The organism is Xanthomonas sp. MLO165 (genome assembly GCF_018831305.1).
GTDB lineage: Bacteria > Pseudomonadota > Gammaproteobacteria > Xanthomonadales > Xanthomonadaceae > Xanthomonas > Xanthomonas arboricola.
The window spans coordinates 1864115-1877640 of record NZ_CP029263.1; the positions used below are offsets into that span (position 1 = coordinate 1864115).

Annotated in this window: 13 protein-coding genes; 9 read left to right on the forward strand and 4 right to left on the reverse strand. The window is 57.3% G+C overall.

The window, feature by feature from the left end:
* Positions 1-50: 50 nt before the first annotated feature.
* Complete coding sequence (locus DGN21_RS08100; protein ID WP_181901168.1) at positions 51-1442, reverse strand: site-specific integrase; 1392 nt, start codon at positions 1440-1442, stop codon at positions 51-53.
* Positions 1443-1800: 358 nt separating this feature from the next.
* On the opposite strand from DGN21_RS08100, the gene DGN21_RS08105 reads away from it, so the two are divergent.
* The 4 genes from DGN21_RS08105 to DGN21_RS08120 all read left to right on the forward strand — a co-directional run bounded on the left by DGN21_RS08105 (position 1801) and on the right by DGN21_RS08120 (position 5603).
* On the forward strand, positions 1801-2259 hold the full coding sequence (locus DGN21_RS08105; RefSeq protein ID WP_215825186.1) for a hypothetical protein: 459 nt from the start codon (positions 1801-1803) through the stop codon (positions 2257-2259).
* On the forward strand, positions 2256-2723 hold the full coding sequence (locus tag DGN21_RS08110) for a hypothetical protein (RefSeq protein ID WP_215825187.1): 468 nt from the start codon (positions 2256-2258) through the stop codon (positions 2721-2723). Before DGN21_RS08105 ends, DGN21_RS08110 begins: the two co-directional genes overlap by 4 nt.
* A gap of 419 nt (positions 2724-3142) precedes the next feature.
* Positions 3143-3367: a hypothetical protein gene (locus tag DGN21_RS08115; protein ID WP_215825188.1), complete on the forward strand. Its 225-nt coding sequence runs from the start codon at positions 3143-3145 to the stop codon at positions 3365-3367.
* Between the two features lie 694 nt (positions 3368-4061).
* Positions 4062-5603 (forward strand): PIN domain-containing protein, encoded by a 1542-nt coding sequence (locus tag DGN21_RS08120; RefSeq protein WP_215825189.1) that lies wholly within the window; start codon positions 4062-4064, stop codon positions 5601-5603.
* A gap of 426 nt (positions 5604-6029) precedes the next feature.
* Here DGN21_RS08120 and DGN21_RS08125 read toward each other — a convergent pair whose 3' ends face one another.
* Together DGN21_RS08125 and DGN21_RS08130 are read right to left on the reverse strand one after the other, a co-directional pair.
* The gene (locus DGN21_RS08125; protein WP_215825190.1) at positions 6030-6338 is read right to left on the reverse strand and encodes a hypothetical protein; all 309 of its coding nucleotides are present in this window, start codon (positions 6336-6338) and stop codon (positions 6030-6032) included.
* Positions 6335-6541: a hypothetical protein gene (locus DGN21_RS08130; protein WP_215825191.1), complete on the reverse strand. Its 207-nt coding sequence runs from the start codon at positions 6539-6541 to the stop codon at positions 6335-6337. The genes DGN21_RS08125 and DGN21_RS08130 overlap by 4 nt, the downstream gene beginning before the upstream one ends.
* 304 nt (positions 6542-6845) lie before the next feature.
* Between DGN21_RS08130 and DGN21_RS08135 the strand changes: the two genes are divergently transcribed.
* Positions 6846-7070, forward strand: coding sequence for a hypothetical protein (locus DGN21_RS08135; RefSeq protein ID WP_047128362.1), 225 nt, complete (start codon positions 6846-6848; stop codon positions 7068-7070).
* 399 nt (positions 7071-7469) lie between these two features.
* Entirely contained in the window at positions 7470-7949 is a 480-nt protein-coding gene (gene radC / locus DGN21_RS08140) for a DNA repair protein RadC (protein ID WP_054592838.1), read from the forward strand.
* 100 nt (positions 7950-8049) lie between these two features.
* Here the strand turns inward: radC and DGN21_RS08145 are convergent, their stop codons facing one another.
* Positions 8050-8466: a hypothetical protein gene (locus DGN21_RS08145; protein ID WP_232095574.1), complete on the reverse strand. Its 417-nt coding sequence runs from the start codon at positions 8464-8466 to the stop codon at positions 8050-8052.
* A 129-nt stretch (positions 8467-8595) separates the two neighbouring features.
* Here DGN21_RS08145 and DGN21_RS08150 point away from each other — a divergent pair, with 129 nt between their 5' ends.
* The 3 genes from DGN21_RS08150 (at position 8596) to DGN21_RS08160 (ending at position 13526) form a co-directional block, all read left to right on the forward strand.
* A complete protein-coding gene (locus tag DGN21_RS08150; RefSeq protein WP_055828839.1) occupies positions 8596-9252 on the forward strand; it encodes a DUF1629 domain-containing protein in 657 nt (218 codons plus the stop codon).
* A gap of 35 nt (positions 9253-9287) precedes the next feature.
* Complete coding sequence (locus tag DGN21_RS08155; protein WP_215825192.1) at positions 9288-11873, forward strand: XVIPCD domain-containing protein; 2586 nt, start codon at positions 9288-9290, stop codon at positions 11871-11873.
* 135 nt (positions 11874-12008) lie between these two features.
* Positions 12009-13526 carry a site-specific DNA-methyltransferase gene (locus DGN21_RS08160; protein ID WP_215825193.1) on the forward strand — a complete coding sequence of 506 codons (1518 nt, stop codon included), beginning with the start codon at positions 12009-12011 and terminating at the stop codon, positions 13524-13526.

The following is a 13526-nucleotide window of genomic DNA, read 5'->3' on the forward strand; positions in this document are numbered from 1 at the left end:
CGACAGCACCGCAACAAGGTTGCAAAACCGGACATCAGGGCAGGGCACGGTCAGGGGTAAAACTTGCTCGGGTCCGCCAAACACTCCGAAAACTGGCCACGCTCATACTTGGGCAACTCGACCGGCGGCTTGTATTTCGCCAGAATTCTGATCTGCGTGGCCCGAGCAAGCTTGGGCTTCTTGTGGAAATACGCGTCATGCAAGACGGGCACGTTCTTCCGCAGCGAATGGCCGGTAATGAGGGCGATGTCTTGGTCGGACACGTTCTTGTGGTGAAGCTCGGTGGCAAGCGTGTGGCGGAAGGTGTGAGCGCCGATCCCCTTTCCGAAGCCCAAGGTCTTCATGTAGCTGCTGAACTGGTTCACCGCGCCTTGGCTGTAGCGCGCATTGGTCTCACCCGTTTCCCGGTTCACGCCCGCAGACAGATGCGGAAAGAGTCTGGGATGGCCAGTAGCCTTGATGTCCTCAATGAAATCCAGGAAACCAGCATCCAGCAATGGTTTCGGGATGGGCAGCGTGCGAACTGCTGCTTTGCCTTTTAGGCTTTGACGGCTCCTGTCTCGATCCTTATGCCTGAGATCGGCGTCGACCGTTTTTTGGATGCGGATACACCAGACCTTGGCCTCCTCAACGATGTCCGCGACCTTCAATTGAGCGAGCTCGTTGATGCGTGCGCCCGTGTAGAGCGAGATCATGGGCAGCCACCACCGATGCGGATACTTCTTGGCCCAGGCCGGGAACGTCTTGGGTGAAAAGATGCGCTGAAGCTCTTCCTCGTCGAACAAGCGCTGGGGCTTGTTCGTGTCCACGACCAGGTCTTTCTTGATTTTCGGGAACGCATCCATTGGCGATATGGGAATCGCCTTGGCTTTTACTAGATTGCTGAAGAAGGTCACCAGGAACCGCCGGTGCTTCTCCAGCGTGGCGGGAGCGGGCGGCGTCACGCCAAGTTCTTTGCCACGGGCAACCGCCTGCTCGAACGTGTAGTCCCGATACTTAAGGTCGGACAGCAAGAGCGGGGGTGCCCAACGCATCAGGTCCCAAAGCTTGTAGATGTGAGCGTGGTCGATGCGCGAGACAGGAACGTCACCACAGGCAATCCGTAGGAGCTTCAGCGTGCGAGCCGTGTCGTCGACGGTTTCCTTTGCCAGGCAGCACCGCTCGCGATGGCCGAGGTAGTCCGAGATCTCGACCGACAGCAGTCGAGCAGGAGAGCAGAGGGGTAGGGGCTCGGGGTAGAGCGTCCGATTCTTACTGAGGCGCACTCTACGGGAGCGCTCATCCGCGCGGTCAAAGAGCTCCAGGGCGTGGATGGCGGCTTCGCGACCCGTAATGTTGATTTCGGAGGCCCGGACGTTGCCGACATGGACATCCTTGATTTGTAGGAGCCCAAACGGGGAGGTGATGTAATCGCGGAGCTGTTGCTGGACGATAGAGGACATTGCTTGCTTCCATTGTTTCAATGGAAGTAGTGATAAAACAGCCCGGAAATTCGTCAATCAAAACGGGCTGTTTTTTTCTTTTCCTGAAGCAAACTCTACCGCAACGGTGTCGCATGGACTTGAGCCAAAATTATTATGTTCGCTTTCAACTCGATAGATCCATGTAATTCAATGATTTAAGTCTGACTGGCGAAATATTTTTGAGTGATTTGCCCTGGCATTATTGTACTGTTTAATGCAAATAAGCTAACTAAAGCAGTCTTTATGTTAGTTTTTAAGGTGTACCGTTCCTAAGTGACCTGCTCAGATGTTAGTATTATCTTGGTAGATAAAGCAGCTAAAACGGGAGTTAACTAACATGGACCATTTCGAGGGTGTGGTGCTTGATTACCTTCGAGCGGACCGCGCGCTTTTCGTCAACAGCCAGTGCTGCATCCAGCTCAACGAGGGCGCCAACCCGGACACCAGCGGCCCGCATTGGTATTGCGATGCGGTGGCCGTGAGCTTCAAGGAGGGGGCGGCTTATTTGTGCGAAATCAGCTACGCAGCCCGGTCCCCTTCGTTGATTGCTCGCCTGAAGGGATGGAACGAGCACTGGGCCGGCATCAGGGGCGCCCTTGAGCGAGACAGCGGTGTCCCGCTGGACTGGACGGTGAGGCCTTGGCTTTTTGTCCCCGAGGCTCAGGCCGAGCGGTTGCGCGCCAGCATCGCAGGATTTGGCAACCTTCCCAGCCCCCGCATCACGTTTTTGGAGGACGTGGTGCCTTGGCGCTATCGTTCCTGGAATCGCGGTGCATACACCGATACGACCCCATGACCCCGCTGACCTTTAGCGCTCCAAGTTACGCCCTCCTGCAAGCGACCACTCAGTGCTGGAAGTGCGCAAAGGCCATTCCTGTCACCACGGTGTGGGTGCCGTCCTTCATCGACAACGAAGGTGTTCAAAAGCCAGACGACGAGCCCGAGATAGGTGGCACGGCCATACTGGGCTACATCGAGGCGCTGGACCCAGGCACAGCGGCGCACATCCAAGCGGTTGCACCATGGCTCAAGCCGGGGCGCTCGGAGACCGCGAACGCGACCTATTGGGCCAACCACTGTGAAGTATGCGGGGCCATTCAAGGCGACCACTTCGTAAGGGGCGTGGACGGGCCGTTCTTTCCCCAGGATCAGGCCGGCGTGGACGCGCTCCAGGTCATCGCGGGCTGCGGCCCGTTGAGCGCCCAAGCTTCCGCATCTCAGTCTGGGTGGATGGATCTAGTGGCGAAACGTTTGGGCTGAAGATCAGGACCCCGTCCCCGCGTAATGGTTGATGTCCCGTAACTTCTGTGCGGCCGTGACTTGGTCGCGCCGGAGATGCCTCGGGGAGCTTGGCGCTATTGGATGACGGCTGGCTCAGAACTTCCTGACATCCCGTAGGGCGCGAGACCGATGGTTTCAGGAATGCCAGAGGCGCAATCTGATTCTGCCGGACGCGGGACCGATGGTCGCTCACCCCGCGCGACGCTTGAGCAGCGTCGTGCCGGCACAAATAGCCTTCGTGGTGGAGAGCGAGTCCACACATGCCAGCGGCATAGCTCCATCCGGATTTAGCCAGGGCAAGGCGGTGTGCAAAGCTATCACCTACTTCAGCTTTCGCCTTCAGAGGGGCGCAGCCATGTGTCTCAACCGATGCGACAGCGCTGCCGATACTTGAGGTCATGGACCGAGCCGAGTTGCGCATCCACCTCAATCAACTAGACGCAGCGGTGCCAGCGTTGCGCGCGTCGAGTCCTGACCGCCGCCACTTTTGGAGAGCCTTTACAGTCATGGCCACCGCCATCGAGAGCAAGGCAGCGACGAGCGAGGACGTGCAGTTCGTCGGCCGCCGGGCCGAGGAAATCTTGTTTTGGCATGGGCTAACAGACGCGGACGGCGAGGGCTGAGGTAAGGTGGTTGTCAGGCCGCGCTTACTGAGCCTGTGCTAGACACATAGCACGCGCAGCCATCCAGTGCTTGGCGTAGTCATACGCAGCGCTTCGATCAGGGAAGGCAACACTGAGGACTGGGTAGCGGTGAAGCGTGATGCCGCTGGGCCTGGAAATTAGGAGCTCTGGTAGGAACTTTCCGTCAGAAGGGGTGACGTGGGCTGTGAGCAGGCAATCGCCCACGTGCCGAGTTGTTGCCGTAACGCCCAACAGTGATCCTCCGAAATGATGCTATGCATCTCTGGTTGCCTGACACCATCGTCAGACAAACGACTGCCAGGGCCAGCCCTTGGGAAGACGTCATCATGGAGGGAAAGAGCTTGAGGCACTCTCGGCGAAAGGCGGACTGGACTGTAGGTATTTTCCTAGCCCGGTTCGAATCGCCGAGGTCGCTGTCTAGCTCAGGTGTCGCATCAGCCACTCGGAACTCATCGTTGAAAAGCCGGACCACGCGGCGTCCTTCTTTGCCAGCTTGGCAAGCAGAAGACGATCCTCCTTATCGAGGTAGTACCTTGATATGTCACCTGTGCTAGCACGTGAATAGCCGGGTCCGCAGGCAAGAGCAAGCGGTCTTAAAGACGAAGCCTCGGTGGTGACAGTTGGGAGAGTTACTCCGGCTATAATATCGAAACCACCTCGGCAAAGTAATAACGTGTCCAAACGTATCTATCTTGTCCCCGATACAAATGTGCTGGTGCAATGCCGACCGCTCGTCGAACTTCCCTGGAAGGAAGTGTTTCCCGGGTTTGACTCAATTATCTTAGTTCTGATTGCCCCCGTGATGCGGGAGGTTGACAGGCAGAAGGGAGGGCAGGGCCGCTTAGCAAAGCGTGCGAGAACCGTTAATGGCTTGATCGGTGAGCTGCTAGAGTCACCATCTGTCCTCATCTCTAAACAGGGCTCGCTACCTGACGTTAGCTTGATTTGCAGAGAAGATCTTCGTCCTGATCCTGAGACCGAAGAGTCTCTCGATTACAGACAGGCCGATGACGCCATCGTCGGGACGGTTTCTGCTTTGGTGAAAGCCTGCGCTGATGAGCCAGTGAAGCTTTTGTCCAACGACAACGGCGTTCTGATGAGTGCTCGGCGCATTGGAGTGCCATTCCATCGTGTGCCTCAAGAGTGGCTTTTGTCTGCTGAAAGCGATGAAGATCAAAGGAGAATCAAAGCTCTTGAGGGAGAGTTAAAACGGCTCAGGACTAGTGAGCCTGTCTGCGTGGTTAAGGCAGCAGCGCTACCCTGGCGATTCGAAGTGGACGGGTTTGAGGCCCTGAGTGAGGCACAAATAGTAGAGCTACTTAATGCGCTTAAGAGAAAATTTCCTCAAGAAACCGATTTTGGTCAGCGTGAAAGTTCAGTTCGTAGCACAAGGCCCGGACTTCATGGAATTCATGCACATTTCGGGAAGGAGGAGTTCGTTCCGGCCACCGATGACGAGATTCAGAAGTATCAGCAGGAAAAATATCCTGAGTGGATTTCCAACTGTGAGGCCTATTTCAAAGAGCTTCACCTTAAGCTTGAGAGGCGCCAGCCAGCGCCACGAATTTTTCTTGAACTGATCAACGACGGCGCATGTCCCGCTAAGGATGTAAGGGTGACGTTTTCCATCCGCGGCGGCGAGCTATTGGTCAAGCTGCCTGACGAAGACGAGGAGCCAAGAGCTGCTGATCTTGAGAATGGTATGCAGGTGGAGATCAATCAGGTGAATTTAGGGTTGGCGCTTCCACGCCCTCCTGCAGCACCGAAGGGCCATTGGAAGAAGGCGAGGGCTCTTAGCGCACTGGGGCGGACCGTCTCATTTTCTGGAATTTCCCACGGATTCGACCCCCTGACTTCCCACGTCCATAGATTCGTCTCTCCCATGCTGCCATCGACGTTAGAGAGTGATAAGTTTTATTGGGAATCGGGCAAGCGACCGAGGAGCCCCCGTCCCTCCACTGAACTGACCTGCCAGCAGTGGAGGCATCGTTCGATCCCCGAATCGTTTGAGTTTGAGGTCGTTTGGTTTGGTGGCGTGGAGTGTCGGAAAGGTGCTCTCACTGTGGAAATCCATGCAGCCAACCTGACAGACCCTGTGACAAAGACGATTCCGATTGAGGTGATTGCGCATGCCGGGGACACGTGGGCTGAGGCAGAGTCGCTGATCGAGCTTCTGAATAAACCAGCCGGACTTCTTTGTTTGCCACGAATATAGACGCGCTTCCTTTTATCGGCGACCTGTGCACATGAGATAGATGGATGAAGGGCTATAGAGTGAGCCAATAGCATTGGATTTTAGCGATGCATTGGGCACTTCCATGAGGGTATCGATGGATAATGGATATTATTGCGAGGTAAGCATCCTAAGGCTAGCTTTTTGCAAATTCGCTACTTTGGGGGAAGCGGGCGATTGGATGACGGCGATTTTAAAAATTCCTTACATCACCAAGGGCGTTTTGCCTTTCCCCATGACTAGCCTCAACCTTTTATAAGAGGGCTTCGAAGGCGTAATGCCGTGACCCTAAATTAGTATTTAAAAGTGGTGGGAAGTCTTTCATGTGGATGGTGGGTAAATACTATATTGCTATATTAACGCTCATTGCGTGATTGATAAAATCAAATAAAGTGAAATATGTTGGCGCTATTTCAATATGGAAAGCTTACGCATCGTGTCGCCATCGCCAACAAGTAATCTTGATGCAAGAATCTTGTTTGATGGGGTTATTATATAGAAGAAAAGTATGTTGAAGCTCTTATCTAATAGGGCTTTGTGACGTAATCCCGGGATGCCAAGCTCTTCTGAATATTTGGAATTTCCGAGTTTAGGGTGTTGCTTTATCCAAGTTCTTGTTTCTTTCACTGCATTTGTGAATGCTTTCCGACGCTCTTTCGTTTTATACGAGCAGGTCAAATCTTCCAGGTCTTGCCTAAACCAGTCTGGCTCGGTCATCGATTTTTAGGGCCTTTCGGGGCGGTCGCGTGATTGCCGAGGTCCGTTTCTATTGATGGAGGATCGCGAACGAGAGACTGTTCTAAAATTTCGTCAAAATATGCATCGTCTAGCTCATTGATATCTGGGCGGATGCCAGAGGTGAAAAACGTTATCAATTCAGCCTTTAGCTCGGCTTTGGTTTCTTCGTTGTGCTGTGACATGTGTAGTCTGCATCATAAGTGTGTTTCTCAATTATCACTTCTCACTCTGGTTTGTCAACTCGCATTGGGGCCTCTCAACATTTTCGTTTTTTACGTATGTTCTTAAAAAATTGCGCCGGGATTCGATAGTGTTGTGGAGTGCTCGTTGAAGGTTCAATGTGAGCTTGCCGGACGTGGGGTCGAATGGTTGCCTCCCGCAGGACGCCTGAGTAGCGTCGTGCTGGCATCCGAAAGAAATTGACTCCGCGCACCTTGGCGACGACGTGTCTCAGGCGGTGCGACCGCACTGCCGATACTCAGGCCCATGGACAGAGCCGAGCTACGCCTTCACCTCGAACGCCTGGATGCAGCCGTGCCGACATTGCGGGCGTCGAGTCCTGATCGCCGCCACTTTTGGCGAGCTTTTACAGTCATGGCCGCCGCCATCGAGAGCAAGGCAGCGACGAGCGAAGACGCACAGTTCGTCGGCCGTCGGGCCGAGGAAATCTTGTCCTGGCACGGACTGGAAAACACCGAAAACCAAGTCTGAGTTCATGAGTGTTGCCAAGGCCATCCCGATGGTTGCGCGCTTCTCGTGCGCAGTGATGCGTGCGTAAGGCAAGCAAGCACAGGTCCGCAGTAGCTCCATCAATGGCTGCAAAACCCAGCCATCGCCTGCTGACAACATCAGTTGCCTCGTCAATCCGCACGCCGTTTGGCCCGTAAGCCTTGTTGGCAGGCATGGTGTTTTCTCCACCAGCGCTGGGCCTCTCAAAAGGACCTTGGCTCCGCTGTCCCGACCGCAAGGGCAGGCCTCCTTCTCGACGCTGACGCTCTGTTGCGGCCCTTCGCTGCGCGCCTAACGGTGCTCACTCCCGGGTGCGGTCGGGCCGCACGCTTCGCCTACCGGTTCCCACGAGGCGCACAACGCGCTGGTGGAGAAGAACCGATGAAGCGCACCCAAGACCGAGCGGTCCAGTATCAACTTCAGATGGACGAGGAGGGGATTCTCCTGGCGGCAGCGAATATCCTGGAGCAGCGCCTTCAACGCCAAGGCCGCATCCACAGCCCGGAGCAAGCCGGCAGCTACCTGGTCGCCCGCTGCGCCCACCTGCCGCGTGAGGTCTTCGGATGCATCTTCCTCGACACCAAGCACCACATCTTGGCCACCGAGCACCTCTTCAGCGGCACCATCGACGGGTGCGATGTCCACCCGCGAGTCGTAGCAAAGCGTGCCCTGGACCTCAACGCCGTCGCCGTCATCCTCTTCCACAACCATCCGAGCGGGAATCCGGAGCCCAGCGAAGCCGACCGCAAAGTCACTAGGCGCCTGGAGCAAGCCTTGGGCCTCCTGGACATCCGAGTCCTCGACCACCTGGTTATTGGCGGCCAGCAGCACGTCAGCCTGGCCAGCAGGGGGTGGGCATAGCCCGCCCCTTTAAACCCATTCGTAGAAGCAGACGATAGCGGCAGTCCGTGCTGCCGCTCCGACGTTCACATCCACCAACTCACGGCTCTTCTCAAGAGCCCTATTTCTTGGTCGGAATAAGGGCCACAACAAGCTTGGTCCCTTTGGGTAGTTCCGCGCGCAGTTGCGCTTCCATGACTCCATCCTTCAAGTCGAACCAAGGATCCATATAGCCGCCTGGAACCTTGAGCAGGTAGTGATAGCTGGCGTATCTGACCCGGCTATGGATACACACGATGGTGCCGCTGGGCAACTTCGCGGGAGGATTCCAGTCGGCAACAACCTTTACATTTTTTTTGTAGAGAGCATGGGCGATTTCATCGATCTCGAAGCCTTTTGGCTTATCGTTTATCCCGGCCGACTTCTCTTTTTCTAGCAAGCGCTTTGCCCGCTGGTATGGGATGTCCAAGATCGATGCCACGCAGGCAGCCGCACAACCCCATTCGTCATCCTGCGATACAAGTTCGTATTTCCGCATGCGTCCTATGCTTTTCTGAGGTTGCTGCATTGTATGGCTATCCATACAGCTGGAAACGGCCGCGCTCAGCTGTCCATGGCGAAGGGTAGGGCGGTAGACTCTTGGGCAGAGCAATGGGTTGACACCCATATGGAGACCGAACGCATGGAAACGAAGACGATCAACGAACCCAAGGTCGGTGAGTTCTTCCAGTTACGTCCCGATGCCCGCAGAGGCGGAAAAGGCCACGGCGTGGTCTTCGAGAACGAGAAGGCATTGCTGTCGCCGCCGCGGCTCATCTTGAAGCCGGACGAGGGTGGGTTTCCGCCACTGCACGAGACTCCGCGCTTGGTCTACAACCCCAGCGAAGGGGAGTTGCCGCAGGACCTGGAGGGCGGCTTCAGTGGCTATTGGTTGGTCTCCGAACGGCTCCGCCAAGTGATGGAGTCTGTGGACGCAGATGCCTTCGTTTTCGCTGACGCCGACTATCGCCTGGCCGATGGCTCCAAGGGGCCGACGTTCTTCCTCTGCGATGTCGTTCGCACGTTGGATGCCTTGGACGAGGACGCGTCCGAACTCGACATCAAGATCAGCGATGACTATGAGGACGGGAAGTATTACAGCTTGGCAGGCGGGAGTCGTTTGGCTTTCAAGCATGACGTGCTTGGAGAGGCCCACGTTTTCAGGCTTCCTTTCCATGGCGGTGTTTTTTGCGATCGGGTGTTCAAGGACGCTGTTGAGGCAGCGGGGATTGGCACCGAAGGCCAGTCGGATGGCCTCTGGTTCTACGACGTAGTGAACCGTTGACGCGAGCCGCAAGCCAACAGGAAGGAGCCTGAGTCATGCCGAACTATCGGACGCTTTTTCAAGATCACCACAACATCGAACAGCAGACGCTCAAGAACAGCGAGTTGCTGGCGAAGCTTCAAGAGACGGGCCGGTTCGACATTCACGCCCCAGAGAATCGCCTGTTCTTGCCGTCCGATCCGCAGTTCGCTCAGGCGTTGGACATTACGCCGCACAGCGGCGGTCCTCTTGGTGCTTACCAAGATGGCGTGATTGAGCGCTTGGACGATCTCCAGGCGACGCGGGATGGTCGCGCCGCCTTGCGTGGCGACCCTGAGGCATTGGACCGCGTTGCCCAGCGTGTGGAGCAATTGCGCGACACCATCAAGGTCGGCTTGATCAATGGCGACTTGAACACCAACACGCCAGTGGGACTTTCGCCCTCACAGGCGAGCGCGAAAGTCCAGAACTTTTTCCGTGACACCCCGGGCTATCACGAAGCCCACGCTACACAAATCGATGCCCTGAAAGGCTTCACCGGAGTGGATCACGGCTGGGGAGGCGTGGCGAACTCTGAGTCCCGCATTGTCACCGCGCTCGATCAGATCCAGGTCAGCAGCACGGCCATTGCGCGTGGAGGGAATCCAACGCTGCAACGAAGTGGGCTCTCGGTTGCCATCGCCAATGCCCATCACGACGGACGTGTGGTGCTGTCAGAGCAGGGCATCCTCAAGGTTGAGCAAACCTTGGGTGAGGAAGCTGCACAAAACATCCGTGTGCCGCGCGGGCAGCGCGGTGATGTCGCCATGCAGCTGTTGATGGGCGAGGCCTCTGCTCGGGGCCTGACCCGTGCTGGCGGACTTTTGACCACGGGCACGGATGCGGTCATGACCGCGCGCACGGCGTCCGCGCTGATGGAGCAGGGAAACACCACGGCGGCACAGTCAGAGGTGCAGCACGCCATTGCCCGCAACGCGGGCGGCTGGGCTGGTGGTGCGTCCACGGCAGCGGCGCTGGGCAGCAGCGGAGGCTTTGTGCCTGCGGCCTTGGTGGTTGGCGACGCGGTCCTGATGAGCAAGGCCTTCGACAAAGGCGCCGATTTGCTGGACAACCGCGCCATCTACCACCAGACCGACAAAGCCGGTGTGGATTGGCAATTCAACGGCCGGGATTGGCAGCGCCAAGGCGCTTTCGAGCGCGGGGCCGATGGACGAGACACTCCTAGTCAGGCCCCAGTGGGGGCCAGCTACGCCAAGTCCCAGGAACTGGGTGCGGTGGCGAATGCCAGAGCTGCCGAGTTCGCGCTGGGCAAAGCACCGCCGCCGCAGGACCCATTCAACCTCCCGGCCCAGCCTGGCGATCGGACGGGTCTGGACAACCAGAATTGGCAGCGCAATCCGGCCACCGAGTCCTGGGAGCGCCAGGTCAAGACCGGCGTGACGGGTGCAAGCGACCAGGGTGTTTACGAGCCTCAGGCCGCTACCCCGGCGCAGGCGCAGCGCTTGAACCAAGAAGCCCTGTCGCGGATCGAGAGCAACATCGCTAATGGTCGTGAGGCCATCGCCCAGGCCTACCTTGAAAACCATGCCGCTCAGCGGTCACAGGATTACGGGGTGGTGGTGCCGGCGGCAGTGGAAAGTGCTCGTGCCCAGCAGGGCCGGGTGCAAGGCCACGATGGTCAGACCTACCAGCGCAATGAGGCTGGGCAGTGGACCAGCAGGGACGGGGTTGCCACCGGCAACCTGGCAGTGGAACTGGAGCTCACCAACCAGATGCGCCAGCCGTCCCTGGAGCGTGCTCAGGAGCACTTGGCGGCCATCCAATCGCGGCCAGCGCCCACGCCCGCGCAAATGGAGCACAACGAGCTCCTGCATCGCTACCGGGCCGCCGGCGTCGACCTCAACGCCCAAGAGAACAATCTTCAAGCGGTGGAGCTGGCCACCCAGCGCACCAAGCAGACCGAAGGCCTTGCTGGCCCGACGATGCAGCAGCTGAAGCCGAACGAGCACGGGCAATACGGCTACGACAGTCCCATTGCCCATTACCAAGTTGGCCAAGACGGGGTTGCCCACCAGGTCGCGTTGACGACCGCTGAGGAGCTACGCCAAGCCAAGGCCGAACTCGGCCAGCCTGCTATGGCGCATGTGCCGACGCTGGGCGCGGTGTCGGTGACCGGGCCAGGGCGCAGCAAGGAGCAAGAGGCCGAACCGGCGCTGGAGAAGGCGGCGGCTGGTCCGCTATTGGCGGACAACCCCGCGCACCCAGACCACTCCACTTACCAGCAGATCCATTCCTGGGTGCGGGGCACGGGCAACTGGAACGAAGAAGAGACCAGGAATGTCTCAGCTGCACTTTACAAGCAGCAGGTGGACGACCCGTTGCTCAAGCGAGTGGACAGGGTCACAGGAGGCTTGGGGAACGATGGCGCTCAGAACGTCGTTGCGATCTATGCCCCGCACGGGTTGGACAAAGCGCCGCAGTTCCATGCCCACGTGGATGGGCGCGAGGCCTCGCAGGAGCCGGCCCAGCAGAGCTTGCAGCAGGCGGAGGTCATTAAGCAGGACCAGACGCGACAGCAGCAGATGGAGCAGACCCAGCAGCGGACAGCTCAGCAGGAGCAGGGGCCCCGAATGACAATGTAGAGACCAAGGTTGGTCTGTTCTTGCGATTTGCAAGTGTCAGTCTGGCCAGTCACGTGTGGCTTACGGCCATGCGCTAGCGTTGGCTCCAGGTCGCGCCTGGCCGATAATTGCCGCTTGTTCGAAGGGATGTCTTAGATGCCGCTGCTCAACTGGTCCAACCGTGATGAGGACCTGACCCGTTCCGCCTTGACGCCCTATCGACTTCTGGAGCCGGTGGCCAGCTTGTCCTATGGGGAGGTGGACTCTCCCAACATGCTGATCGAGGGCGACAACCTGGATGCGCTGAAAGCGCTGCTGCCTTACTACTCCGGGCAGGTAAAGTGCATCTTCATCGACCCGCCATACAACACGAAGAGCGCCTTTGAGCAATACGACGACAACGTTGAGCATGCGAAGTGGTTGTCGATGATGTATCCGCGATTGGAGCTTCTTCGTGAGTTCTTAAGCAAATCTGGGTCCATCTGGATCACGATCGATGACAATGAGGGGCACTACCTCAAGGTCATCATGGATGAGATCTTTGGGCGGAAAAACTTCGTCGCAACTTGTATCTGGCAAAAGCGCTACTCACGTGAAAATCGCGAGGCCATCGGCGATGTCCACGACTATATCTTGGTTTATGCCAACGACCCTGACACATTCAAAAAAGCAAGGAATCGTGTTCCTTTTACCGAAGAGCAAGCCAAGGTCTACCGCAATGTAGATAAGGCTACCGGCCGACGCTGGCGTCCGATCCCGATGACTGCACAAGGCTATCGAGCCAATCAGATGTATGAAATTGAGGCTCCAGGTGGCGCTATTCACACGCCGCCTGAAGGACGTTGCTGGAGCACCATCGAGCCTGAATATCTAAAGATGAAGGCGGAAGGGCGCATCTACTTTGGCAAAGACAACAACTCTCAACCCAACATCATTCGTTTTCTGGACCAGTCGGAAGGTGTAGTCCCCTGGACTTGGTGGCCTTCCGAAGAGGTAGGTCATACGGACGAGGCTGCAAAGGAACAGCACCAGTTGATGGGGAAGGGTGACACCTTCGCCACACCCAAACCCGAAAGGTTGCTTAAGCGCATCATTGAGATAGCTACGGACCCTGGCGACATAGTTTTGGATAGTTTCCTCGGGTCAGGGACTACTGCGGCCGTCGCTCATAAAATGCGTCGGCGGTGGATTGGCATCGAGATGGGAAGCCATGCGCGGAGCCACTGCCAGCTTCGACTACAGAAGGTGGTCGACGGAGAGAAAGGGGGAATTTCCGAGGCAGTGAAATGGGAGGGCGGAGACGGATTCCGCTTCTTCAAGCTCGGCGTTCCTGTGTTCGACGAATCGGGGCATATCCGTGAGGGCATCAAGTTTGAGCACTTGGCCGCTCACGTATGGTTCGCGGAGACCGGCACGGCACGATCCACTCGCGCAGCCAAGCAACCATTCCTCGGGGAATACTATGAGGTGGGCTACTACCTGCTGTTCAACGGCATCCTGGGCGATGAGAGCAAGACTGGCGGCAACGTGCTGACCAAGCGGGTGTTGAAAGGCTTGCAGGCCTTTGAAGGGCCTAAGGTGATCTATGGCGAGTCCTGCGATTTGCCCAGGGAGCGGCTGGAAGAGCTCCAGATCACCTTCAAGCAGACCCCCTACGACATCAAGGCACGCTAA

Bases quoted from the DNA above. Each gene is read 5' to 3' on its own strand.
- DGN21_RS08145 (WP_232095574.1), bottom strand. From the start codon at position 8,466: ATGCGGAAATACGAACTTGTATCGCAGGATGACGAATGGGGTTGTGCG.
- radC (WP_054592838.1), top strand. From the start codon at position 7,470: ATGAAGCGCACCCAAGACCGAGCGGTCCAGTATCAACTTCAGATGGAC.
- DGN21_RS08130 (WP_215825191.1), bottom strand. From the start codon at position 6,541: ATGTCACAGCACAACGAAGAAACCAAAGCCGAGCTAAAGGCTGAATTG.
- DGN21_RS08125 (WP_215825190.1), bottom strand. From the start codon at position 6,338: ATGACCGAGCCAGACTGGTTTAGGCAAGACCTGGAAGATTTGACCTGC.
- DGN21_RS08100 (WP_181901168.1), bottom strand. From the start codon at position 1,442: ATGTCCTCTATCGTCCAGCAACAGCTCCGCGATTACATCACCTCCCCG.
- DGN21_RS08135 (WP_047128362.1), top strand. From the start codon at position 6,846: ATGGACAGAGCCGAGCTACGCCTTCACCTCGAACGCCTGGATGCAGCC.
- DGN21_RS08150 (WP_055828839.1), top strand. From the start codon at position 8,596: ATGGAGACCGAACGCATGGAAACGAAGACGATCAACGAACCCAAGGTC.
- DGN21_RS08105 (WP_215825186.1), top strand. From the start codon at position 1,801: ATGGACCATTTCGAGGGTGTGGTGCTTGATTACCTTCGAGCGGACCGC.
- DGN21_RS08160 (WP_215825193.1), top strand. From the start codon at position 12,009: ATGCCGCTGCTCAACTGGTCCAACCGTGATGAGGACCTGACCCGTTCC.
- DGN21_RS08115 (WP_215825188.1), top strand. From the start codon at position 3,143: ATGGACCGAGCCGAGTTGCGCATCCACCTCAATCAACTAGACGCAGCG.
- DGN21_RS08110 (WP_215825187.1), top strand. From the start codon at position 2,256: ATGACCCCGCTGACCTTTAGCGCTCCAAGTTACGCCCTCCTGCAAGCG.
- DGN21_RS08155 (WP_215825192.1), top strand. From the start codon at position 9,288: ATGCCGAACTATCGGACGCTTTTTCAAGATCACCACAACATCGAACAG.